Annotated in this window: 24 protein-coding genes; 9 read left to right on the plus strand and 15 right to left on the minus strand. The window is 40.2% G+C overall.

Going from position 1 to position 24,562, the window contains the following annotated elements:
• Positions 1-17: 17 nt before the first annotated feature.
• The 7 genes from aroB to VPHSUH08_RS07995 all read left to right on the plus strand — a co-directional run bounded on the left by aroB (position 18) and on the right by VPHSUH08_RS07995 (position 7,185).
• Positions 18-1,070 (plus strand): 3-dehydroquinate synthase, encoded by a 1,053-nt coding sequence (gene aroB, locus VPHSUH08_RS07965; protein WP_105087161.1) that lies wholly within the window; start codon positions 18-20, stop codon positions 1,068-1,070.
• 18 nt (positions 1,071-1,088) lie between these two features.
• Positions 1,089-2,357, plus strand: coding sequence for a 3-phosphoshikimate 1-carboxyvinyltransferase (aroA, locus tag VPHSUH08_RS07970; RefSeq protein ID WP_105087162.1), 1,269 nt, complete (start codon positions 1,089-1,091; stop codon positions 2,355-2,357).
• Entirely contained in the window at positions 2,347-3,441 is a 1,095-nt protein-coding gene (gene aroC, locus VPHSUH08_RS07975) for a chorismate synthase (RefSeq protein ID WP_105087163.1), read from the plus strand. The genes aroA and aroC overlap by 11 nt, the downstream gene beginning before the upstream one ends.
• On the plus strand, positions 3,428-4,567 hold the full coding sequence (locus tag VPHSUH08_RS07980; protein WP_008602300.1) for a bifunctional chorismate mutase/prephenate dehydratase: 1,140 nt from the start codon (positions 3,428-3,430) through the stop codon (positions 4,565-4,567). Before aroC ends, VPHSUH08_RS07980 begins: the two co-directional genes overlap by 14 nt.
• A 124-nt stretch (positions 4,568-4,691) precedes the next feature.
• The gene (locus VPHSUH08_RS07985) at positions 4,692-5,927 is read left to right on the plus strand and encodes a shikimate kinase (protein ID WP_105087164.1); all 1,236 of its coding nucleotides are present in this window, start codon (positions 4,692-4,694) and stop codon (positions 5,925-5,927) included.
• Positions 5,928-6,261: 334 nt separating this feature from the next.
• Positions 6,262-6,867 (plus strand): type II toxin-antitoxin system RelB/DinJ family antitoxin, encoded by a 606-nt coding sequence (locus VPHSUH08_RS07990; RefSeq protein ID WP_105087165.1) that lies wholly within the window; start codon positions 6,262-6,264, stop codon positions 6,865-6,867.
• 15 nt (positions 6,868-6,882) lie between these two features.
• Positions 6,883-7,185: a type II toxin-antitoxin system RelE/ParE family toxin gene (locus VPHSUH08_RS07995; protein ID WP_008602295.1), complete on the plus strand. Its 303-nt coding sequence runs from the start codon at positions 6,883-6,885 to the stop codon at positions 7,183-7,185.
• 24 nt (positions 7,186-7,209) lie between these two features.
• Here the strand turns inward: VPHSUH08_RS07995 and aroD are convergent, their stop codons facing one another.
• The 3 genes from aroD to VPHSUH08_RS08010 all read right to left on the minus strand — a co-directional run bounded on the left by aroD (position 7,210) and on the right by VPHSUH08_RS08010 (position 10,239).
• Entirely contained in the window at positions 7,210-8,004 is a 795-nt protein-coding gene (gene aroD / locus VPHSUH08_RS08000; RefSeq protein WP_101928509.1) for a type I 3-dehydroquinate dehydratase, read from the minus strand.
• Positions 8,005-8,313: 309 nt separating this feature from the next.
• Positions 8,314-9,558, minus strand: a complete 1,245-nt coding sequence (locus VPHSUH08_RS08005; protein ID WP_105087166.1) for an MFS transporter — start codon at positions 9,556-9,558, stop codon at positions 8,314-8,316.
• A gap of 261 nt (positions 9,559-9,819) precedes the next feature.
• Positions 9,820-10,239 carry an Rrf2 family transcriptional regulator gene (locus VPHSUH08_RS08010; RefSeq protein WP_004694942.1) on the minus strand — a complete coding sequence of 140 codons (420 nt, stop codon included), beginning with the start codon at positions 10,237-10,239 and terminating at the stop codon, positions 9,820-9,822.
• Between the two features lie 146 nt (positions 10,240-10,385).
• Between VPHSUH08_RS08010 and VPHSUH08_RS08015 the strand changes: the two genes are divergently transcribed.
• Positions 10,386-11,753 carry an NCS2 family permease gene (locus VPHSUH08_RS08015; protein ID WP_101928511.1) on the plus strand — a complete coding sequence of 456 codons (1,368 nt, stop codon included), beginning with the start codon at positions 10,386-10,388 and terminating at the stop codon, positions 11,751-11,753.
• Between the two features lie 248 nt (positions 11,754-12,001).
• Here VPHSUH08_RS08015 and VPHSUH08_RS08020 read toward each other — a convergent pair whose 3' ends face one another.
• From VPHSUH08_RS08020 to VPHSUH08_RS08040, 5 genes are all read right to left on the minus strand, one after another.
• Positions 12,002-13,309, minus strand: a complete 1,308-nt coding sequence (locus VPHSUH08_RS08020; RefSeq protein ID WP_105087167.1) for a hypothetical protein — start codon at positions 13,307-13,309, stop codon at positions 12,002-12,004.
• 130 nt (positions 13,310-13,439) lie between these two features.
• On the minus strand, positions 13,440-14,210 hold the full coding sequence (locus VPHSUH08_RS08025) for a hypothetical protein (RefSeq protein WP_105087168.1): 771 nt from the start codon (positions 14,208-14,210) through the stop codon (positions 13,440-13,442).
• Between the two features lie 238 nt (positions 14,211-14,448).
• Positions 14,449-14,961 (minus strand): pyridoxamine 5'-phosphate oxidase family protein, encoded by a 513-nt coding sequence (locus VPHSUH08_RS08030; RefSeq protein ID WP_058948139.1) that lies wholly within the window; start codon positions 14,959-14,961, stop codon positions 14,449-14,451.
• 35 nt (positions 14,962-14,996) lie between these two features.
• Positions 14,997-15,440 carry a MarR family winged helix-turn-helix transcriptional regulator gene (locus VPHSUH08_RS08035; RefSeq protein ID WP_105087169.1) on the minus strand — a complete coding sequence of 148 codons (444 nt, stop codon included), beginning with the start codon at positions 15,438-15,440 and terminating at the stop codon, positions 14,997-14,999.
• A gap of 12 nt (positions 15,441-15,452) precedes the next feature.
• Positions 15,453-15,860: a polyketide cyclase gene (locus VPHSUH08_RS08040; protein ID WP_105087170.1), complete on the minus strand. Its 408-nt coding sequence runs from the start codon at positions 15,858-15,860 to the stop codon at positions 15,453-15,455.
• 293 nt (positions 15,861-16,153) lie between these two features.
• Between VPHSUH08_RS08040 and VPHSUH08_RS08045 the strand changes: the two genes are divergently transcribed.
• On the plus strand, positions 16,154-17,596 hold the full coding sequence (locus VPHSUH08_RS08045; protein WP_105087171.1) for an amino acid permease: 1,443 nt from the start codon (positions 16,154-16,156) through the stop codon (positions 17,594-17,596).
• A 34-nt stretch (positions 17,597-17,630) separates the two neighbouring features.
• On the opposite strand, the gene VPHSUH08_RS08050 is transcribed toward VPHSUH08_RS08045, so the two are convergent.
• From VPHSUH08_RS08050 to VPHSUH08_RS08080, 7 genes are all read right to left on the minus strand, one after another.
• Positions 17,631-18,203, minus strand: coding sequence for an immunity protein YezG family protein (locus VPHSUH08_RS08050; protein WP_105087172.1), 573 nt, complete (start codon positions 18,201-18,203; stop codon positions 17,631-17,633).
• Positions 18,204-18,251: 48 nt separating this feature from the next.
• The gene (locus tag VPHSUH08_RS08055; RefSeq protein WP_105087173.1) at positions 18,252-19,376 is read right to left on the minus strand and encodes a cation diffusion facilitator family transporter; all 1,125 of its coding nucleotides are present in this window, start codon (positions 19,374-19,376) and stop codon (positions 18,252-18,254) included.
• A gap of 260 nt (positions 19,377-19,636) precedes the next feature.
• Positions 19,637-20,755, minus strand: coding sequence for an RluA family pseudouridine synthase (locus VPHSUH08_RS08060; RefSeq protein WP_105087174.1), 1,119 nt, complete (start codon positions 20,753-20,755; stop codon positions 19,637-19,639).
• The gene (locus tag VPHSUH08_RS08065; protein ID WP_105087175.1) at positions 20,755-23,343 is read right to left on the minus strand and encodes a 3'-5' exonuclease; all 2,589 of its coding nucleotides are present in this window, start codon (positions 23,341-23,343) and stop codon (positions 20,755-20,757) included. Before VPHSUH08_RS08065 ends, VPHSUH08_RS08060 begins: the two co-directional genes overlap by 1 nt.
• 12 nt (positions 23,344-23,355) lie before the next feature.
• Positions 23,356-23,607 (minus strand): hypothetical protein, encoded by a 252-nt coding sequence (locus VPHSUH08_RS08070; protein ID WP_004694917.1) that lies wholly within the window; start codon positions 23,605-23,607, stop codon positions 23,356-23,358.
• A gap of 4 nt (positions 23,608-23,611) precedes the next feature.
• A complete protein-coding gene (gene recR / locus VPHSUH08_RS08075) occupies positions 23,612-24,208 on the minus strand; it encodes a recombination mediator RecR (protein ID WP_004694915.1) in 597 nt (198 codons plus the stop codon).
• On the minus strand, positions 24,209-24,538 hold the full coding sequence (locus VPHSUH08_RS08080; protein ID WP_004694913.1) for a YbaB/EbfC family nucleoid-associated protein: 330 nt from the start codon (positions 24,536-24,538) through the stop codon (positions 24,209-24,211). It lies immediately after the preceding gene.
• Positions 24,539-24,562: the final 24 nt, after the last annotated feature.

A 24,562-nucleotide genomic window follows, 5' to 3' on the forward strand; every position in this document is an offset into this window, starting at 1 on the left:
TTATGAAAGGAACCATCATGACTCGCATCCATATTAACGCATCCACACCGTATGACGTTGTCATCGAGGAAGGCGCTTTACAACGCATCACCGATTATATTAAACCATTAAAACCAAATTGTCGTGTTATCATCGTCAGCGATAGCAATGTAGCGCCCCACTATTTGGACTCTGTGAAAGCTAATATGGAACATGCAGGTTATGTTGTTTGTGATTATGTGTTTCCTGCTGGTGAAAGCTCCAAAAATGCTCATCAACTCATCGATTTAGTAGAATACATGGCGGGCCAATCATTGACTCGCAAAGACTTGCTCATCGCCCTTGGGGGCGGTGTTGTAGGCGATATGGCGGGCTTTGCAGCAGCAACCTATTTACGTGGTATCGACTATGTTCAGGTTCCTACATCTCTATTAGCCGCAGTAGACTCCTCTGTAGGTGGTAAAACAGCGGTCAATCTCGAAGCTGGGAAAAACCTCTGGGGTGCTTTCAAACAACCTATCCTCGTCCTCTGCGATCCAGCTACACTCAATACATTGCCTGATATGGAATGGATTAATGGGTGCGGCGAAATTATCAAATACGGCTTCCTCGACGTACCTGGTTTATTAACCCAACTAGAACATAAACCATTAATTAAACATCACGATAGTGTTAGTACTGTCATCGCTCGTTGCGTTCAAGCAAAAGCGGATATCGTGGAACAAGACGAACGCGAGTCTGGCGTTCGTGCCCTCTTAAACCTCGGTCATACCTTTGGTCACGGCATCGAAAAAGCAAGTCATTTCGAGGTACATCACGGTTATGCCGTTGCTATTGGTATGGTGCTCATGGCACAAGGTGCTGTCAAACATGGAGAATTAGATGTAGAGTCGTTAGACAAATTAAAGGCCCTCATCAAAGCACACGATTTGCCAACCACAACAACGATAAGCAAAGAAGAAATTCTAGCTGCCGCTAAGCACGACAAAAAAAGCGAAGGAGCAACCATTAAAATCATAGTACCTACTAGCTATGGTCACAGCGAGCTCAAAGTAGTAACGCACGATGAACTTGCAACCTATTTAGACTGAGATATAAAGGAGATTTATATGCATTCCGTAACGAACGCCATCCCTACAGGGACTATCGCGTCCATTCCTGCAAAAGCTCATGCGCACCGTGCACTGATTTGCGCAGCTCTCGCAAACTCGCCATCTACCATACTACTGAGCCGCACCTCTAAAGACATCGATGCAACTATGGACTCCTTGCGAGGCTTAGGCGCACACGTTGTGTATGAAAACAAAGTTGTCACTGTTACACCAGGTCCTGTGCCAACAAAGGGCAATGTAGTTCCCCATGAATCCGGTACCACATTGCGCCTCTTATTACCAGTGGCAGCGTCCATTTGTAATGAGGTAGACGTGGATGCGAAAGGGCGTTTACCAGATCGTCCTTTAGAGCCCATGCTCGGTGAAATGAAAGCTCACGGCGTAACATTCTCCCAAGATAAACCACCATTCACTATGACAGGTCGTCTACAAGGCGGTGAGTTCGGTATGGTTGGAGATGTGAGTAGCCAGTTCTTCTCTGGATTATTATTAGCAGCGCCACAATGTGGAGGTGCTACAATCACATCTACTACACCACTTCAATCTAGCGACTATGTAACATTGACGACTACAACAATGGCAAACTTCGGCGTAACAGTCGACCATACTCCCGCCTCTGACACAGTCCAAGAGTCCTTTGCAGTAGCGGCTAATACTACTTTTAAAGGTCAAAGTAATTACCAAATCGAAGGCGATTGGTCCAATACGGCTATTTGGATGGTAGCAGCGGGCATGACAGGTAAACCAATTACCATTACGGGTATGAACAAAAATTCTGTGCAAGCGGATCGTCGCATCATGCAGATTATGATTGATACCGGTTGTGATGTAGTATGGGATGGCATGAACGTAACCGTTATGGGTCGTGCAGTAAAACCAATCCATGCCGACCTCGAACAAATGCCCGATATGTTGCCAGTTATGGCAGCCCTCGCTTGCTCTATCCATGGTGAAAGCTCCTTTGTTAAGGGTGCACGCCTACGCTTGAAAGAATCCGATCGCCTCGAAGCCGTTGCTAATCTGGTCAGAAATTTAGGCGGTACGGTTCGTGAAGATGGTGATGACCTATATATCATCGGTAGTGGTATACTAAAAGGAGGACAAGGTGATTGTGTTAACGACCATCGCCTTGTTATGGCAGGTACATTGATGGCACTCATCAGTGAAAATCCTGTAACATTAAAAGATAGCGAAGCTATCACAAAATCCTATCCAGACTTCTTTGAGGACTGGAACTTACTAGGAGGTAATGCTAATGGCATCTAATTTCGGTAAAACCATACAAGTATCTACCTTTGGCGCGTCTCATGGGTATGCCATCGGTGGTATCGTGGAAGGCCTCCCTTGTGGACATACCATCGACATCGATGAGCTACAAACCTTCTTAAAGCGCCGTGCGCCAGGTCAAAACCAATTACAGACGCAACGTAAAGAAGCCGATATACCTGAATTCTTAGCAGGTATGGTAGATGGCATGCTCAGTGGATCTCCATTGGCATTTATGATTCGCAATACCTCTCAGCACTCTAGCGATTACAATAATTTGCGCGACATACCTCGTCCATCGCACGCAGACTTTACGGCTCGCATGCGCTACGGTGACAAGGTAGATATGCGAGGTGGTGGCCACTTCTCAGCGCGTCTTACAGCACCTCTTTGCGTGGCTGGTGGCATCGCCCTTCAACTACTACGTGAAAAGGGTATCGAAATTCACGGCCATTTAAAACAAGTTGGCACAATCCAAGATACTCCTATCGATATGGTTCATCCAAATATGAAAGCCCTTTCTGAAATCGCTACAGAACCTATTGCTATGGTCGATGCAGACAAGCGTAATGAAGTAGAAAACTTGGTCATGAAACTCAAAAAGGACGGTGACTCCACAGGTGGTATCGTTGAAGTCGTTGCTACAGGGCTACCAATTGGACTTGGCAATCCAAACTTTGATGGCATTGAGAACCGATTAGCTCGCGTTATCTTTGGCGTACCTGCCATCAAAGGCGTGTCCTTTGGCGGTGGCTTCGACATGTGTTCTCGCCTTGGCTCCGAGGTGAACGATGCTTTTACAATGGATGGCGATACAATCACAACAACTACCAATAATAGCGGTGGCATTCAAGGCGGTATCACCAACGGCTTGCCCCTCGTTATACAAGTAGGTATCAAGCCTACTCCATCCATTTATAAGGAACAACATTCTGTGTCGCTTTCACAAAAAGAAGACACATTACTCACCATCAAAGGTCGTCACGACCCATGTGTAGCGCTTCGTGCTGTACCTGTTATCGAAGCCGTTACGGCCCTTGTCATTCTTGATTTCTTAGGAGATATTGACCATGAACTTAGATGAAGTACGCGTTAAGATTAACGATATAAACGACCAAATGCTTGCCCTCTTCAAAGAGCGCATGGAACTCTCTAAGGACGTAGCGGCTGCAAAAAAAGAAATGAATAAGGCTATTTACGATGCCAAACGAGAGCGCGACATCCTCGACAAGGTAACAAAAGATGCAGGTCCAGACCTAGATCTATATGCACGACGCTTTTTTGAAGCATTATTTAGCTTGAGTCGTACATACCAATCTGAGCAACTATTCCAAGACAATGAATTTACTTTGAAAATGAAAAAAGCCATTGAGCAATCCCCTACTTTGCCACCTCAACGGGGCAGTGTAGCTTGCGCCGGTGTATTCGGCAGCAACGCTCAAATGGCATGTGATAAATTATTACCTCTCAGTCAAATCCATTATGTAACTGGTTTCCGTGCCGTATTCGATGCCGTCGAGTCAGGCGAATGTCAATTCGGTGTATTGCCTATCGAAAACAGCTCCAATGGTTCTGTAAAAGAAGTATATGACCTTTTAGAAGAGCGCAAATGCTATATCGTTCGCGGTACGCGCCTTTGGATCTCTCACGACTTGCTCGTGAAAAAAGGTACAAAACTAGAAGATATTCATACCATAATTTCCCACCCTCAAGCGTTGGGCCAATGTAGCCACTTCCTAGATAAGTTAGAAGGCGTAGAATTACGCTCCTATGACAACACGGCTCGAGCTGCACAGCTCGTAGCAGCTAGTGATGACCCTGGAGTAGCGGCTATCGCAGCACCTCAATGTGCAGACCTATATAATTTGTCTCCATTATTGAGAAATATCCAAAACAGCGATAACAACTATACACGCTTTATCTGCATTAGTAAGGATTTCCACGTATACCCAGGAGCCAATAAAATCTCAGTAGTAACGACTGCAAGTCATGCTCCAGGCGGGCTTGGTACATTGCTCACCAAGTTTGCTAATATCGGTGTGAACCTTACAAAACTCGAGTCCCGTCCGATTGTAGGACATAACTTTGAGTTCTTGTTCTACCTCGATTTAGAAGCATCCTTGGCAGATCCAAAAGTACTTTCCGTATTGGCAGAGCTCCACGCATCGCAAGATAAATTCCGTTTGCTCGGCAATTATCCTGAAAATTAATATTTTCCTCTGTGGTAGTGCTTATTAATGGCATATATAGTACAATGGATATAGTTTTAAAACTCCAATGGCTAATAGGTGACAGCCTATTAGCCATTTTGTGTATATTGACCTAGGAGGTCCTATGAAATTTGGTTTACTTGGCCGTACGTTGGTCCATAGCTTTTCCCCACGTATCCACAATGCTTTGGGAAATACTAATTATGAATTATTTGAACGAGAACCGAGCCAACTGCAAGAGTTCTTCGCAAACCCAGAATTACAAGGTATTAATATTACCTTCCCTTACAAGGTTAATGCCCTTGAAACCTGCGATGTAGTTGACCCTCGCGCGGAACGCATTGGTTGTGTAAACACGATGGTCCGTAAAGACGGCAAATGGCATGGTTACAATACAGATTACGATGGTTTCGTATTTACTCTAGAACACGCTGGTATAAATGTATCCGGTAAAGAATGTATTATCCTTGGCGATGGTGCCTCCTCTGCTACGGTTCACGTGGCTCTTGAAGATCTAGGTGCTAAGAGCATCACGCATCTATCTCGTAAAACAGCTCCGCTCTATACTGATGCACCTAATTACTACGAAACAGCACAAATTATTATTAACTGCACACCTATTGGTATGTATCCGCATAATCCAGCTAACCTCATAGATATTATGCAATTTTCTAAATTAGAAGGTGTTGTGGATCTCATCTACAATCCGCGCCGTACAGTTTTGCTTTTACAAGCAGAAATGATGAATATTCCGTACTGTGATGGTCTACCTTTCCTCGTAGCACAAGGTGTTGAGGCGGCTAATCATTTTCAAGGTGAAAGCTTTGGTACGAAAGAGATAGAACAAATCTTGCGAGATGTGCGCCGTGAAAAGGAAAATATTATCCTCATCGGTATGCCTGGTGTTGGAAAAACAACAGTAGGCAGAGCAATCGGTAAAGAGATGGGCCGTACTTGGTTTGATGTGGATCACGAGCTGGAAAAAGAAATTGGCAATGTTTCTACCTATATTACAGAACAAGGGGAGGCTGCGTTCCGTGAAAAAGAGGCAGAAATGATTGCAAAACTAGGCACCCAAACAGGACTTGTCATCTCCACTGGTGGCGGCTGTGTAACAGTACCTAAAAACTATGCACATCTGCGCCAAAATGGACGTATTTACCAATTAACACAACCTGTAGAAAAACTATCTACGTCAGGTCGTGTTCTCTCTAGTGGCGGTATAGAGCGCTTACGTGAACTCGAAGAAACTCGCACTCCAATGTATGAAAGCTTTGCACAATGCATCGTAGAACATAATCGTAATGCACCGGAAACAGTAGCGGCTATACTAGAAGACTTCGAAGCAAACTTATTGTAAGAGTTTATATAACGGTATTTATAAGATTGTTTCCTCTATATAAGTAAGGACTTCTACATTTTTAGAAGTGAGAGCATTTACATCTGTATTTTTAGATAAAACTAAAACTCATATCATGACATACATGATATAAACTGAAAAGCAGTAGCTATCCTCAGGGTAACTACTGCTTTTTTAGGTCTCCTATGTATTATATATATTGGTAGAAAACTACATTTGCAATTACAATGTAATTACAAATAGGATTGAGTAACTTAAATACTTTTTAACATAAAATCAACAATATAACCAAGATGTTTCAGTCATAAGCCAAAAGAATACTAGGAGAGATACTATGAAAACCGTAAACCTACAAGTCCGTATCAACGAAGATCTAAAACAAGAAGTATCTAGCATATTAAAAGCACAAGGTCTATCATACACCTCTATGCTAGATGCACTATTCCGCCAAATCATCAAAGAGCGTCGCATTCCGTTTGCCATTGCGTTACCAACGGCACCTATCGATGAAACACCTACACCAAGCACACTCAACAACGGCACCTATGAAAAACCACAAACTACATTAAAAGCCTCAGATTATATAGGTGCATATGGTACACCAAGAGAAGAAAATCAAGAAATATCCTTCGATACAATCGATAAGACAGGAGTTCTTAACATCCGTATCAATCCTAAAGTTAAGACACTAACAACAGCTATTCTAAAAGAAATGGGATTAACCATGTCACAAACAGTTACACTTGTATCTAAACAAATACAATTTAATAAGGATATTCCACCTACTATCCTCCGTCCAGAATGGATTGATGCTATTAATAATGATTTCTGGACTGAAGAAGATTTAACTACAAGAATACAATTAGGGCTAAATCAAGCAGAAAAAGAAATTGGTGAACCTGCGGAAAAAATTTTTAATGAACTCCTTGAAGATTTATAAATTTGGAGAGCTGAAATGAAGTATACAGTAATTATGACGCCTACAGCTAAGTCTGATATAGTAAATCTCAAAAGTTCACTAGAACAACAGATTATAGATTCTTCCTTTATTAGAAAAGAATTAAAGTTGATTTATCAAAAAATTTCTTCATTAGCTATCTTTCCTGAACGTTATCCTATTGTAAATAGTAATACCAATTACAGAAAATTATCATACAAAAAATATCTTATTCTATATAAAGTCATTAATAATAACATATATATTTTTTATATCCGCCCTTCAAAAATGAATATACTACAAGAAATACAAAACATATAAAAAAGTCGGCTCTCGCCGACTTTTTTAATGCACTTTTACGCGTTTATGTTGTTGTTCGTCAAATACACCATCTACATCGATGGTATCTAGAATTCGTTTTAAAGCATGTACATCGATTTGCCCTGGTGCCGATGCTTTACCAGCAGAGGCAAAGGTCATGGCATTTCCAAATAGAGCACCTACAGTGCGTGTAACAGCACCTAGTTCTCCCATTGCCATCGTAATAATTGGATCCGAAGGATACAAAGCTTTCACTTCAGCAGTTGCTTCAAGTAGCGTCAATACATCACCAGTTGTGTGAGGCATAACGGCAATCTTTGGCACATCGGCCAAGAACTCTTTCATTTGAATAAGTCGATTTACAATGACTTCACGGCTCGGCGTACAATGGAAATCATGGTTGCTCATGATAATAGTGATTCCATGAACCTTAGCAAACTCTATCGTTTTAAGCATTCTATCTTGATCAAAAAACAGCTCAATATCGATAGCATCCACCAATCCTGTAGGAATCAAGCGCTCCAGCATTGTAAAATAATCTTGTGTAGAAATCGTTCTTTCCCCACCTTCACCTTTTGTGCGCCATGTAAAGAGCAACCCACGACCTTTCAGTTGTGGCTTGATGAGCATTAATAATTCAATAATAGCGTCAATGGAGTGGGCCCGCTCGAAATAGTCAATGCGTAGCTCCACTACATGACACGGTGTATTACATGCTACCGCGGTGGCATCTAGAATCTCTTTCATTGTTGTGCCCACAATAGGCACGCATATTTTTGTACCCTTTTCTCCGAGTACAGTATGTCCGATACGGACCATAATAACTCCTTTCTGTCCCACGCGGTGAGACTAGTGACTTACCTTAAACTAACTATATACCAATATTTTTGTAAAAGCAATCAATCAGCCCATATTGGATTGCTATTCACTAAAAACGTATGAAAGCCTGCTATTATGCACTAAAACAGTATTCTTAGATTAACGATTAACATTACTTTTTCTTATACCCTAGATTAAGACCTCTTACCAATAAACAATCTGTACTTGAAAGTTTCGTATTATAAAAATAGCCTAAAAAAGTAAAAGCTCCTTACCAATATATTAGTAAGGAGCTTGTTAGACTCTAATTCACACACTATATTTATCATGTTGTACGGATAGTTTCCGTGATTGGAATCCCATATAGAGTAATAGCAAACCTGTAATGCTAAATACATAGGATATCCCAATATAGGTAGATACAATACTTGCAAACACTGGACCCACCATGGAACCAAATTGTTGAGCCGTCGTCGTCATACCAAACATGCGACCTCTAAAGCCTGGTTCTGTATTAAGTGTTACAGCTGCACTCAAAGATGGGTTGATCCCTACAATACAAGAGCCAATTAACACTTGTAGTACACCAAACCACCAGATACCTACTGGTAAGCTTTGAAGTAAGAGAACAACACCACTACCAAGCATACAGTAGGAAATGGTTCTAAAGTACCCACGACGCTCACCGAGGCGCACCCATATATTGGTCGTTAAGGAACCGGCTAAACCACCGATACTGAGGATTGTACCTGAAATGATGGCTGCCCCTTCCATGGTGCCTTGCATATCACCTACATAAAGCGCCAAAATAGGCTGTAGCATCATGATGACACATTGCATAAAGAAGTAAATCCATAAAAGTCTTACTAATACAGGTTGTTCTTGAACCGACTTAAAATCCTCTCGCAAGGATGTAGCTTTTACCGGCTGTTTGGACTGCTCCTTAGAAGTTGTATTTTCAACTTCTAGTTTTGGTTCTTTTACAAGAAACAATACCGCCAAAGTAGCAATGAATACAGCTATACCAGAAATATAAAATACAGGGCGCATACCTACGACACTTTCAACGGCACCACCTAAAAATGGGCCGATGACATTGCCTAAAATCAGACCTGTTTGGAATATGCCGAGGGCACGGCCCACATGTTTCTCATCAACGCTCAGGGAAACCATGGTCATCGCCGCAGGATAGAAACCGTTGGCAAAACCTACCAAGGCACGCCCCATCAACAATTGGTACTGATCCGTTACCATACCGATGAGGACATAACTGACAGCAATGGCAAAACCAGCGCGCAAAGCCATCCGCTTTTTCCCTTTATTATCTGCAATTTTGCCCCATATAGGCGCCATAATACCAGCAATAAGGAAGGTAATACCAAAGACAAGACCTGACCAAAGTGCCACATCAGCCTTAGGAACACCGAGTTCCAACAGATATATAGGCAGAAAAGGAATTATCATTGTGTAACATATGGCTAGCACGGTCATACTAGCCGTAATAATCCATACATTGCGCATGCCACCGCGAGCATCATATACACTTGTACTCATAGTACCCTCCCTTCCACATAAAATTGTTTAGATAAACTAATATACACATAAATCACTTTTAATTACAGTTCCATTTAAATTACAGTCCTACTTAGATTTCAATCTATGTTACTATTCATAAAATGTTATTACATTTTAATTTCATATATAAAGAAGAGCCGCATACGAAACGCGACTCTTTCCATAAAAAATACCTAAAATATAGGTATACAATGTAGTAATCCTCAAAGATTATTCAAACTAAAGTTTTCGGACTATCAATTATTCCGTAGGAAATTTGTGATCCATTACATCTTGCAAGGAAACATGTTCCATAACATGTCGGAACTCATCTTGTAAATACTGCCACAATGGAGCTGTCAAGCAGTCATTAAACATAGGACACGGTTCTACATCATCTTCTAAACAAGACACGAGAGCAATGGAGTCCTCTGCGGCATATAAAATTTCATATACATTGTATTCAGCCGGAGATTTCACCAAACGATATCCTCCATATTTACCACGTCCACTTTTAACAAGGCCCGCGGAGGATAATCGAGATACAATCCCCTCTAAATATTTATCGGAAAATCCTTGGCGTTCTGCAATCTCACGAATTGGTACATTTTTTTCTACTCCATGTTCTGCAATATCCGCCAATATCCGTAAGGCATAACGCCCTTTTGTAGATATTTTCATAAGTTAACCTCTATATCATTCATAATATATTAATAGTATATCACAAATTCATACAAAAAATGGTGGGAAATATGATACACTATACATATATCGAAATATCTTTATTTAGGTATGATTTTAATTTCATATAGGGAGGATTTTATCTAATGTTAGATAAATTATTTCAACTCAGTGAGCGTGGCACAACCGTTAAAACAGAAATTTTAGCAGGTATCACTACGTTTATCACGATGGCGTACATCCTATTCTTGGCGCCAAACATTCTTAGTCTTGCAGGTATGGATAAGGATGCGGTCCTCATTGCCACAGCCTTAGGTGGAGGTCTTGTGACGATTGCTATGGGTTTATTCGTAAACTACCCAATTGCTCTCGCTCCAGGAGTTGGCCTCTTGGCATTTTACTCCTTTACTGTAGTTCTCGGTATGGGCGTATCTTGGCAAACAGCATTAGGTGCGGTATTCATTTCAGGTCTCGTATTCCTCGTATTAACACTTACGTCGGTGCGACAAATGATTGTTGAAGGCATTCCTACCTCCATGAAAATTGCCATTACCGTTGGTATCGGTCTCTTCATTTCTATCATCGGTTTGAAGTTATCCGGCTTGATGGCCATCTCCATTAGTTTGTCTCCAAACTCCTTAGGTCAGGTTGTACAAACACATGGTAATTTAGTCCCTCCAGCATCTGAGGCACTCTTAACGCTTGGTAATTTGCACAGTGGTGAAACATTGTTAGCACTATTCAGCCTCATCTTTACAGCTTTATTGATGGCTCGCAAAATTCAAGGTTCCCTCTTGATCGGCGTTTTAGTAACAACAATCATCTCCTATGCGACAGGCCTTTCCACAATGCCTGAGAACTTCACCGTATTGGCCGTTCCTGATTTCTCCAAAGCAGCATTCTTGCAATTAGATATTCCTGGTGCTCTTCACATGGGCTTAATTACGATTATTTTCTCCTTCACATTTGTAGAATTATTCGACTCTATGGGCACTTTGATTGGTACCGCTACAGAGGCGAAAATCGCAGATCCTAAATCTGGTAAATTCCCGGGTCTTGGTAAAGCCATGACCGTAGATGCTATCGGTGTTAGTGCCGGTGCATTACTCGGTACTTCTACAATTACGGCTTTCGTTGAAAGTGCGGCAGGTGTAGGGGCTGGCGGCCGTACAGGTTTAACAGCTGTCACAACAGGCGTACTTTTCCTAATTTGCTTATTCTTGGCTCCATTGGTATCCTTGGTTCCAAATGCAGCCACATCTCCTGTTCTTATCATCGTAGGTGCCCTCATGTTAGGTGCCATTCGCAACATCGACTTCGATGATTGGACAGAAGGCTTCCCTGCATTCCTCGTTATCGTATTAATGCCGTTCACATACAGCATCGCTAACGGTATCTCTGCAGGTCTTATTGCATACCCTCTACTCAAAATCATTGCAGGCCGTGCAAAAGAAGTTAACTGGATTATGTACGTATTGGCGGTTCTCGTTATCATCCGTTACGTATTCTTCTAATTAACATATACCCATAATGATGCTATTAGTGAAAGCTACTTTATATTCGATAGCTATAAAATCACTAATACCTAAAAGCAAAATATATGTAAATTACATACACTAAAAGAACCTATCTCCAAAGATATTACTCTAATATCTAGGAGATAGGTTCTTTTTATTATGTGTTATTTTATAGTAAATACTAATATCGTATAGCCTCACCAAATTATGATGCTATAGTTATAGTTTCTTATTACTGTTTCTTATTAACGAATTGTTTTTACACCGATTAAGTCTGTACGACTTGGATCAATATCATTTAATGGTACTACATGATCTTTATAAAACTCTGCTTCAGATGCTTTCACAGGCACTTGGAAGAACAAGAAATATGACATGTTATCTTTGCTCCACGTAATACTGCGAACTAAGCTCTTATCTACATTACCTGTATACTGCACATCACCGGTTGGCGTAGAGTCAATCCACTGTACGTCATGGTATTCCGTTGGAACATATTCTTTAGGCCATACAGTATCCTTAGAGTAACTCATGCGGAAGGCCATAACATGATTTACCCAACGGCCGCTGCGTTCTTGATATTCTTGACCTTCCTTCCAATATACAGTTTCTAATACATCATTATCATAAAAATGTGTAGCATAGTATGTATAGCCAAGAGGCAAGTAACTTGGTACAGATACGTTATAGGACAGCTTACGAGATGCATCAATTACACCGCTAGGTAAGCCGATGGATTTACTCGTAAGTATAGGCCACTCAGAATTCGTATGTGTACGCAATGGCAGCCCAATAGATTCAAAATAAGGTCTATCTTGTTCTCCATTTTGTTTAAAACTTTGCGCATTATTGCCTTTAACATTTTGCTTATCATTTCGGTCACCACGTAATCTAGTATCATCAGAAGCCACATTACTTAACGACCCTACTGAATCTACAATTTTGCTTACATAGTTTTGGTTTCTTGAGGAAGCAAAGTAGAGCATATAAACTTTGTTATCTTTTTCCCAATAAGCAATTTGAACAGAATCGTTGCTAGAGCCTAACGTATGTACAGAGATTCCATTAGGGGTAGTAAAGCTAACGACATCATCAGCATTGTATTTTGTCTTTTCCAATATAGGCTTTACTACGGTATCGATAGCCCACCCCATACGATACACAATATCTGTATTAGAGAAGGTTAATTTCTGACCATATTCTCCATTATGGCCCGTTTCCGTATACACGATTTCTAATACGTCATGATCTCTTGACTTTACATCGCGTACTGCATAGTCTTCAGGCATATAAGATGGAATCTGTAAATCATATCCAAAATAATTTGTACTGGCGTCAACATTAAGCAGTACTATATCACCATTATCAATTTGATCATACCACCGATAGCGATTCACTAGCTCTTTATTCTTTTCCACTGTGTCAGTGGTAACAGTATTTCCATTTTCATCCACTAAAGGGGATAACGCACTAGCTGATTGTACTCCAAAGCTACTTAACACAGCAGCTAGTATTCCCATTGCTAATAATGATTTTGTTGTTTTCAATCTCATAATTTCTGCTCTCTCTAAATTTAGATATTTATAAGTATATATTACCGAAGTAATCATTTATCTATTACATTTTTTAACTCAGATCACTGACTTTCAAGAGTATTACGTACCATTAATAAATCACACCAGTCTATGCTTTCATAGGCACTACATGTTCCTGTTTCATTTCTTCAATAGTTTTAGGTTTAATCGGTGTTGTCGGATAGTTACCAACTAGTTCATAACGAGAGCTATCAATACTCTTCAACGGTACTACATGCTCTTTATAGAATTCCGCATCAGCCTCTTTCATCCGTTCTAAGAAGAATAGAGAATAAGCCATACCATCCTTCGTCCACGAAATGCTGCGAACCATATGTGTTTCAGGATTACCTGTAAAATAAACATCACCAGAATCACCTGATTTAGACCATTCGAGATCGCCGTACTCAGATGGAACATATGGTGTATCTCTTACGGTATCCAAGGAATATCCCATTCTATATGCCATAATACTATCTATATATTTTTTCCCATCCCGATAGATAGTCACACCTTTTTTATAATATACAACCTCTAATACATCATTTTGATCTTGACGCGCTGTATAGAGCTGATAACCATAAGGTATATAGCTAGGCGCCTTGACCTCATACGGCAGTTGCTGTGCAGCTCCTACTATTCCTTTCCAATTACGAGCTCCTTCTTGAGTTTTCATAGGCCACTCTAATAAAGTCTTTCTTGGTAATGCTTTGATTGCTGAATCAGGATGAACTCTAGGCATATCATTTGTAATGGTAGCGGAAACGCCAACATTATCGGTAGATATTGAATCATTAACAACATCAGCTGAAACATATCCTGCACACAATAATCCTACAGCCATAGCAGATAAAACGGACTTAACTAGAAGCTTCTTCATGATCTCTCCTTTTATAAAAACTTGATATATACTTTACACATATAATGATATATTTTCTTATTTATATCAAAAACATGCCACCGATTCTGTTGCCCTAGCTACTTCATAAAACTTTTATCTTTCCTATTGTGAAAGTATAGTTATGAGCCATTAGCTGCTTTAATGCTAACTAGTTATACATAATAAAACATCCTACTAAACGCTATATTACAATAGAGTTCAATAGGATGTTTTGTCATTATTTAGTTAATGGAGGCATAATAATATCTTGTTCAAGTTGTCGTCGTCTCTTTGCAGTATAGTCTACAACTTTAATTTGAACTACGCCCACAGAGTTTACCATAGCATCGGTAAAGGTAAATTCTCGACCAGTCTGATGCTTCATCAACACTTGTAAACCATGAACTTTTTCATCAATATTCTCTAAATAAGCAGCCTCTCCTCGTCCCATTACACTGGAATAGACTGAACTATATTTACAAGGAATATCTCCACCTGAAACGAGAGCCTCATCATCACCGTCAATTTCGATAAATACATGGGGATTCGCTTGCATCAAACTAAACTTCTTCCCCTCATGATGTCCATGCACAAAAATATGAAGTACATCATCTATAAATTCATAGCCGAAATGCAAAGGTACCACGTAAGGGTAATCACCATCCATCATCCCTAAGTGAATGATGCGAGTGCTATTTAAAATACCTTTAATTTCATCTATATTTGTAACCATACGATCTTGACGTCTCATAATAGCCTCCACAAGAATCGGAAAATTGATATACCTTACGCTTCATGTAATCTGCCAAGAAGATGTTTAAATTGAGCCTCATCACTATTCAGCTTTCCGAAAAAAACTTCATCAATTTGTTCAACTAATGGAACTGCTTTTTGTAATATTTCACTGCCCTTTTCATTTAAAAGAACCGCTTTCGCACGTGTATCTCTAGAGTGTTCTTTTCGCTCTACAAAACCACGTTTTTCCAATAAACTCAATATTTGAGATACCGTCATAACATCTATCCCTGAAAGTTTTGAAATCATAACTTGAGTAACTTCGTTATCATTTTGTGATAGATACGCAAGAGATGCTAAAACAACAAATTGAGGATGTGTTAAGTTCAACTCTTTTAACGCTTGTTTTATAGTAAAATGCCATTTATTGTACACCCTCATGAACAATAATCCTGTTGATTTTTCTGAATTGTCTTTATATTTTGATGTAAACAAACAGCAATCACCTTATCTTTCTAAACAGTTTTTTAGAATAAATATAGATTGGGGAACATCTGAAAAAACTTGACTTAAAAATTCTAAATGTTGCTTATCTTCACTTTCTAAGCTTACAGTGTGTTTTACATTTACACTTCCGTCATGATTATCAATTATTTGATGTCCGAAAAGTATAGCTCCAAATGGAGTTTCAGTCTTATCCCAAAACTCTTCAAAAGATTTTACAAGAGTAAGCTGATATTCCATAAGTGGCATGCCTTCAAGCTCCATTGTACCACATGAACCAGTCTCAAATTTACCGTTTAATGTAATATTTTTTAGATCCTCTTCCCAGTCATACCATTTTTCGATATTCGCATAGTACGCCCACACAGCTTCTTTTGGCGCTTTTATGTTCAAACTAAAACTAAATTCCATTTTATATCCTCCTTTTTTATGAGTGCTTTATTATAAGTGTACTTATTATAAATTATTTTATATTATTCGTCAATTAACTTCATAAAAAAGATATTCTATGAGTTTATCAATATAAGGGTATACTCTCATCAGAAAATCATCAGACCTTTTGTCTACTGCAAAAATACATTTGACTTTTTAGGATAGATACTGTATTATAAAAAAATAGTTTTAAAGATTCTATAGATTGTTAAAGCTATGGTAATCCATAGCCTTTATATTTATAGATAGTTTGTAGAAAAGAGGTCTTTATTATGTCTGATACGCATCAGTTAAAACGGGGTCTTAAGAACCGGCATGTACAGCTGCTCGCCATCGGCGGTGCTATTGGTACAGGCCTATTCTTAGGCTCTGGTCGCGCCATTCACTTGGCGGGTCCATCCATCATATTCGCCTATCTAATAACAGGCGTTATGTGCTTCTTTATTATGAGAGCACTAGGCGAGTTATTGTTATCTAACCTAAATCACCACTCTTTTATCGACTTTGTAGAAGATTACTTAGGGGATCGAGCAGCCTTTATCACAGGATGGACATACTGGTTCTGCTGGCTTTCACTAGCCATGGCAGATTTAACAGCCGTAGGCCTCTACATGCAATACTGGATACCGTGGCTTCCTCAATGGATACCAGCCTTACTTGTTCTAGTCGCCTTGCTGTTAATGAACTTAACAGCGGTAAAATATTTTGGCGAAATGGAATTCTGGTTTGCCTTGATTAAGGTAATCGCTATCATCTCTCTTATCATTATCGGTATCATCATGATTGTTACTGGTTTCACCACAGATGCTGGCGTCGCCGCCTTTAGCAATATGTGGAATTACGGAGGATGGTTCCCGAACGGAACGATGGGCTTTATCCTATCATTCCAAATGGTTGTATTTGCTTTCACAGGCATAGAACTCGTAGGTTTAACGGCTGGCGAAACAGAAGATCCTGAAAAGGTTATTCCAATGGCCATAAACAATATCCCATTGCGTATTATTTTATTCTATGTAGGCTCTTTAGCCATCATCATGAGTATTTACCCTTGGACTGCCGTTAACCCTGCTGCAAGTCCATTTGTAGCTGTATTTACCGCCGTTGGAATTACAGCCGCCGCAGGTATCGTAAACTTCGTTGTTCTTACTTCTGCAGCCTCTGCTACAAACTCTGGTATCTTCAGTACAGGCCGTATGATTTATGCCTTGGCAAAACGCGGTCATGCACCAAGCTCAATGCGGCGCTTGACGCACAGCAGTGTACCATATCAAGCAACGATTTTTTCAGCTGCCGTATTATTGATTACTGTCGTACTCAATTATGTAATGCCTGAAGCCGTATTCGTTATGATTACATCAATCTCCACATTCTGCTTCATCTTTATTTGGGCCATGATGATTATCTGTCACCTTAAATATCGTAAGAAAAATCCTGAACTAGCAGCACAATCTAAATTCAAAATGCCTCTATACCCTGTAATGAATTACATTATCCTAGCTTTCTTTGTTTTCGTTCTTGCAATTCTCGCCTTAAACGAAGATACGCGAATTGCTCTCTTGTTTACACCAATTTGGTTCATCATTCTTTGGGCCTTCTACTCTATGCTCAATACGGATGATGAGGATGCTCTTGGGGAAGAACTCATCGAAATGGCTGGTGTAAAAGAAATTTACAAAAAACCTAAAAAAGATGATTCCGATGATTACGTAATCTAATAACAAAAAGCCCGTGCATGCACGGGCTTTTCTATTACTTCATAGTCGGGAAGTTTTCTTGTTCATATTGTTGTTGATACGCTGGTAGATTACCTATATTTTCATTGTAATTAAAGATAGTCTTAATGCGATAGCCTTCTTGAGTAATGATGATATCAATAGAGGATGGTACTTCTTGACCATTCTGTTGCAAATGGTGAACTAATTCTTGCAATGCCTCTATTTGACGTAAAGAACCTGCCATATATTTACCCTTGGATAGGCCTGTATTTCTAATGACTTGACCATTATATACTTGCCCTCTATTATCTTTGTAATAGAAGCGCACAGCATCCTTATCCCCCGCAGGAACTGCTTTAATATAAATAATCTTCCAATTCTTCTTAATCATCACTTTTGTAGCTTGTGCTAAATTATTAGACAAACGTCGTGTTTCTTGATTAGTAGATTTAGATACACCATTAACCTGTTGAATTTCATCATTCATAGGCATTTCAATAGGTGTCATTACTGGATCTTGTTCTACCTTTTTTGCATCTACAGGCTGAATCGCAAACACGCCAACAACCGCCATTACAGCTAATGAGGTAAGAGCAATTTTTTTCATTCCATCTCTCCTTAGAGAATTTATCAACACAAATTACATTTTATAAAATTAGTTACTAAAATCCGTATCTACAATAGCGAATTGTGTATAGTCAGGGTAACGTTTTTGCATTTCTGCCTTGATTTTTTCTAATGTACTATGTGGATCTTCTTCGTCAAAGTCAAAGATAATATCGTAGTAGATAACCTTCTTTTCTTCTTGTACGTAGAAGGCATGTACTTGTACTACATGTGTATATAAACTAATAACTTGATCAAGAGCTTTTCTAATTTCAAGTACTTCTACACTTGGTTTATTTTCAGCATATACACCAACGGTCATATTGATGCCAAACTTTTTATAAAGATGAACCGCAATGCCCTTTGTTAGAGGATGAACTTCTGCCATTGTCATAGAATCTGGTACAGAAATATGAACGGAACCAATTGTTTCTCCCGGACCATAGCTATTTAATACCAAGTCATATACACCACCCACATTCGGATGCTGTGCGATTGTTTCTTTAATATTACGGATTAAATTATCATCTGCTCGAATACCAAGCAAATGATTGTACATTTCACGTAAGATATCATACGCTGCTTTTAAAATCAAAACAGAAATAACAGCGCCCACATAACCTTGAATATCAAAGTTAAAGAAAAAAACTAAGCCTGCAGATACCAATGTGGCAAAGGTAATCACTGCATCAAAAAGGGCATCTATACCAGATGCTACGAGTGCATCGGATTTATATTTCTCACCTTGTGCCTTGATATAACGACCCATCACTACTTTCACCACGATGGCAACAGCGATGATAACAAGACCTGGAATATCAAATGTAGATACCTCAGGATGGATAATTTTTTCCACAGATTCCTTAAGGGATCCAATACCTGCACCGAGAATGATGAAAGCTATAGCCATGGTAGTCATATATTCTATACGACCGTGGCCAAATGGATGCTCCTTATCAGCCCCTTTGGCAGCTAATTTCGTGCCTACAATAGTTAATACAGAAGACAATACGTCTGTTAAGTTATTTACCGCATCAAGGATGATGGCGATGGAATTAGACGCAAGGCCCACAATCATTTTAAAAATAACGAGAACGACATTACCTATAATACCTTTTATACTGGCAAGCGTAATCCCCCGATTACGTGCTGCACTATTATCCTGTAAAATCATACTACACCTCTTACATTCTGATTTATAGTTTTTAAATTGAACTATATCGATTTACTTATATTCCTATTATAGCTTATCGATTATCATTTGTCATTATTTTTCTTGAAAAATATTTTTAAAGTTATTGATTTTGCTGAGTTATCAATAATTCTCATTTCTCAATTAGAAAATTTGATGTATTGTGACTTCACAATGTATAGTACAAACTTATTATTAACAAACTAGTATTTTGTATTACGTAACAAGTTAATCAGATCAGATTATGCCGTAACCGTAATACGCTCTCCTGTGCGCATGTGTGTGAATACTACCTTTTGAGCCCGTAATTGGAATGGCTGTTCCGTAGGTTGTGCACCGTATAAGGTATCTCCTACAAGAGGGTGACCTATGTGGCTGAAAGCTACTCGAATTTGATGTGTTTTCCCTGTGTACAAACGAACTAAAACCTCTGTATATCCACATTTATTGGACTTATACACAGTTTTGTCCACATTTTGACTACTTTTATCAACATCTCCCAGGTTTATATCCACATTTTTTGCTGCTATATCCACAGAACTTTTAGACTTATTCACAGAGTTATCCACAGCCTGCGAGGAATGTCTACATAGGACGGAAAAATCTGTACGTGTCTCTTTTCCCTTAGAATTCACTTCGTAATGAATCCCATCAGCACTGCGTTCCATAGGGAATACTAAAGAATCCTCATCGGCTTCTACAATGCCTTCCACAGTCGCCATATACCACTTTTCAAAGATATTATCATCCATTTGCTGTTGATAAATACTTTGTGCTAAACCACTTTTTGCAATGACAATGCAGCCCGTCGTATCTCTGTCGAGACGGTTCAAGAAACGTACCTTTCGCTTGATACCATGTTCTTTAAAATAATGCGCCACCCCATTGGCAAGAGATACTTGATCTTTGGAGTTTACCGTCACACCGCATGGCTTATCCACAATAAGGAGATCATCATCTTCATATAGAATGTGTAAGTCCATTTCAATAGGGTCATGATCTATTTTTTCCTTGGCCATAGCAATCCAAATCTCGTCGCCTTCAGAGATTGCATTCTTTGGCGTAGCCTTATGACCATTAATATGAATTAATTTCTCTTCAAAGAGCTTAACTAAGGACTTTCGAGGATATCTAGTATCTAACACTTCACCAAGTGAAATATCGCGTATTTCTCCAATATGCTCAGAATCACGACTTGATATGTCTTGATTGCTACTCGATATATCTCGATTTTTACTTGATATATCTTGACCATTACCTACTAGCTTTTGTCTTGCATTTTTCTTACTAAGTACAGCTTCTATATCTACAGCTGTCACGGTCCACAGAATATCATCGGGGCGATGTGTTTTTCGCGCCATTAGTATCTCCTTTCTACGAGTTCAGGATCTCGTGGCATATAGTTAAGTAGCGAACTTGGTTGAACCGCCCTACCTCGTATATTCGTCTGTTCAAAGGTAATAGTCAATTCTTGTTTAGGTCGCGTGATGGCCACATAGAACAAACGCTTTTCCTCGTCTTCACGACCTTCTGCAATGGCAAAGGGACTCGGGAAAGTTCCTTCATTTAACCCAGCCAAGAATACATGGTCAAACTCGCTACCCTTCGCTTGGTGAATGGTAATGATAGGAATGCGATCTTCGTTTCTCACCTGTTGTGCTGGTTCACCCGCCGTAAGGGCCGCCATCTGTAAGATTTGGTTTAATCGAGCCAAACCTGCAGGCCCTTCATAAGCCGCATCTAGTTTTTCCATGATGCGATACAAATCGCGTATATGCTCTACCTTTGCCGCTTCTCCATGAGATTTATAGTATTCTAGAACCCCCATTTGGTTCATGATATACGCCAATAATTTCGTTGGCATCTCCGTATAGGCTTTTCTACGCAAGGTCGCCATTTGAGAGGCGATATCCGTGAAAGCTGCCTTATATTTATTAATAGCTACCATGCGACCCGTTGTGGTCGGTACGATTTTTTCTTTCACCGCATAAATTAAAAGCTGTGCAGTGGCCAAGATATCATCCATTGCATTATGTGTTGGCTCATGGTGTATAGGGAACTTAGATGCTAGGAAGCCCAATTTATGATTTGGCAAATTAGGATAGAAACGACGGTAGATATCGAGGGTATCGTAAATAGCCTTGAACTCAGGATTGCCTAAGTTATGACGCGCCAATTCATTCGTAAAGATGGTCACATCATAGTTTACATTATGACCTACAATAATAGCATTCTTAGAAAATTCCTTAAAGGCTTGTAGCACTATAGCTGGCTCTTCGCCGTGTTCTTGTAAATACGCATCGGAGAAGCCATGTACCTCTTCGGATTGACCAACAGGTACACCAGGATTGATAAAGCGTTCAAAGGCCTCTAAGACCTGTCCATTTTCATCGATGCGAATAGCTGCAATTTGAATGATGCGGTCTTGAGACGTATCTGTGCCGGTGCTCTCCACGTCATAAACAACTACTTCGTGCTGCTCTAAGCCACTGACAAGCTTTGCATAAGGCTCCGCCTCAAAGATAGGCATATCCATGAAGTCCGTCAATTTTAAACCTACTTGGCTCGTCTCTGGGCTTTCAATAGCAGCAATACGAGCGTCACCAATACCAGTAACATATCGCTTGATAATGCGTTTCGCACTGACAGAATCATTAGGATTCATCAACAACTTGAAGTAAGCCATAACATCTTTAATTTCTTGACGTCTAAAGAATTTAAACTCGTCGATAATCATGAAGTGTCGGCGTTCCTCTTCAGGTCGTTCGCCATTAAGACGTTCAAAAGAATCGCTTAGCTGCTGTGCCTTTTTATTATCCCTCACGAGAACGCCGATATTAGCATCCTTCGGTAATGCACAGATAGCGTCGTAGATATATCGGCCCTCAAGGTAGCTATTTTTACAACCTTTAATGAGAACAGGCTTGCCCTTGCTTTCACTATTGGCACGAGGCAATTCAGTGTAGATTGAACCTACGAGGTCAGGGAACATATTTTGTAAGGTCTTGAAAGCCATCGTAAAGAGCGTCCAGTTGGAACGATAGTTTTCATAAAAGATGATTTTCAAAGGCTTGAAATCCGCATCAAATTGCTTGAGCAAGCGGATCGGATCGGAGCCACGCCATTCGTAAATTGTTTGGAAATAGTCGCCACATAGTAGCACATGATTACCTTCCCACAGCATTTCTAGAACCTTGTACTCCAGTACGCCCGTATCTTGCATTTCATCTACAGAGATATAGCTGTAACGACTGCGCCAGCGCTCACGAACTACAGGGTCTTGAAATAGGCGATGAACACCGCAGATGAGATCTGTAAAATCTAGGCCGTGCACGGAAGCTAAGCTTTCATCATACGCAGCAATCCATTCGTGACCATGGTTCAAGAAATCATGGAGTTCACTGTAGAGGACATTACCAAAGCTAGAGAAGAGCTGCTCAATAGCTTCGCGCTGTTCCTTCTGTAAGCGTTCGATTGTCCGCTTGTAGTCACCTACGAGATCATCAGAATAAAAGCCATATAAGGAACGATATTCTTTCACCATAGAGATAACATTAGCAAAGGACATTTCTCGCAATTTACCAGGACGGTACGGTTCAGAGAGTTCCTTGCAGTCTTCTTCGTCAAAGATGGTCACATCCGTGTACAAGGTTTCGTTGCGCTTGCCCTCTTGTTGGAGAATGAAAAAGCAAAAGCTGTGGAATGTACTAACCTCCACAGCCTTTGCAGGACTGCCCACGAGCGATTGAATGCGGCCTTTCATCTCGTTTGCGGCCTTGTTCGTAAAGGTCATACACAAGATATTCTCCGCCTTCGCATAGCCACCCTCGATGAGATGCGCCACCCGATAAGCAAGTGTATTCGTTTTTCCCGTCCCAGCGGACGCTAACAAGAGGATATTCTGTTCCACTTCATCAATAACGCGTTGTTGTTCACGATTGATAAGCATAAAAACCTCCTGTTATTTAATGCCGTAATATATAGCAGCTAAGACCATAGGAATAGGGCCTAAAATTGCTGTTAATGCCCAAATACCCACCCCAATATCCATTGGAATATTAAGTATATGAACGCATACCCAGTAGGTTAACCCACCAATCACAACATTCATAGCCACCCGTTTAATGGTGAAAAATGCTACTTTGAAAGCAATGTAGGCTACAGCAATGGAAATAACCGCCGATATAATCGGTGATGCTAATAAAGCTCCCATACTATTATCCTTTCATTTCTTGACGGTTCACTACGGCACCGCCTAGCGTTAATTCATCGGCATATTCGATATCGCCGCCCACAGGAACACCGCGGGCAATGCGCGTTACCTTGATGCCACTTGGACTTAATAAGCGCGCCAAATACAGAGCTGTTGCTTCCCCTTCGACATCTGGGTCTGTCGCGAGGATAACCTCTTGTACAACACCATCACGAAGGCGTGCAATCAACTCTTTTACGCGAATATCGTCAGCACCAATGCCCTCCATAGGGGATAAAGCGCCTTCCAATACATGATACAAGCCCTTATAATCACCACTGCGCTCGATAGCAATCACATCGCGAGATGTTTCAACAACCATAATCGTCGTTTGATCGCGATTTGGATTGCTACAGAATTCGCAAGGATCTTGAGCTGATAAGTTAAAGCAAATAGAACAGTGCCTTGTAGCCCCCTTCGCTTCTACGATAGTTTCCACAAGGCGGTCTACCTCTTCCTTCGGCATTTCTACCAAATGATAAGCCAAGCGTCTAGCCGACTTGGAGCCGATGCCAGGCAAGCGGCGCAGCTGTTCTACGAGCCGTTCTAAAGCGTTTGTCATTTAGAATAAACCTGTTGGCAAGTTTAGACCACCAGTCACTTTGCCCATTTCTTGAGCCAAGAGGTCGTCTACTTTTTTGCTAGCTTCGTTTACCGCAGCCATTACTAGATCCTCTAACATTTCTACATCTTCAGGATCAACAGCTGTAGGATTCAATTTTAAAGATTCGATGATTTTTTCACCGTTCATCACAACGGTTACTGCACCGCCACCTACGGAAGCTTCTACAGTACGAGTTTTTAACTCTTCTTGCATTTTCTTCATGTCTTCTTGCATCTTTTGAACTTTTTTCATCATGCCAGCCATGTTGCCCATACCTTTACCAAACATTGTATTTCCTCCTTTTAAGACATC

It is taken from the genome of Veillonella sp. S13054-11 (genome assembly GCF_002959795.1).
In the GTDB taxonomy this organism is placed as follows: Bacteria; Bacillota; Negativicutes; order Veillonellales; family Veillonellaceae; genus Veillonella; species Veillonella parvula_E.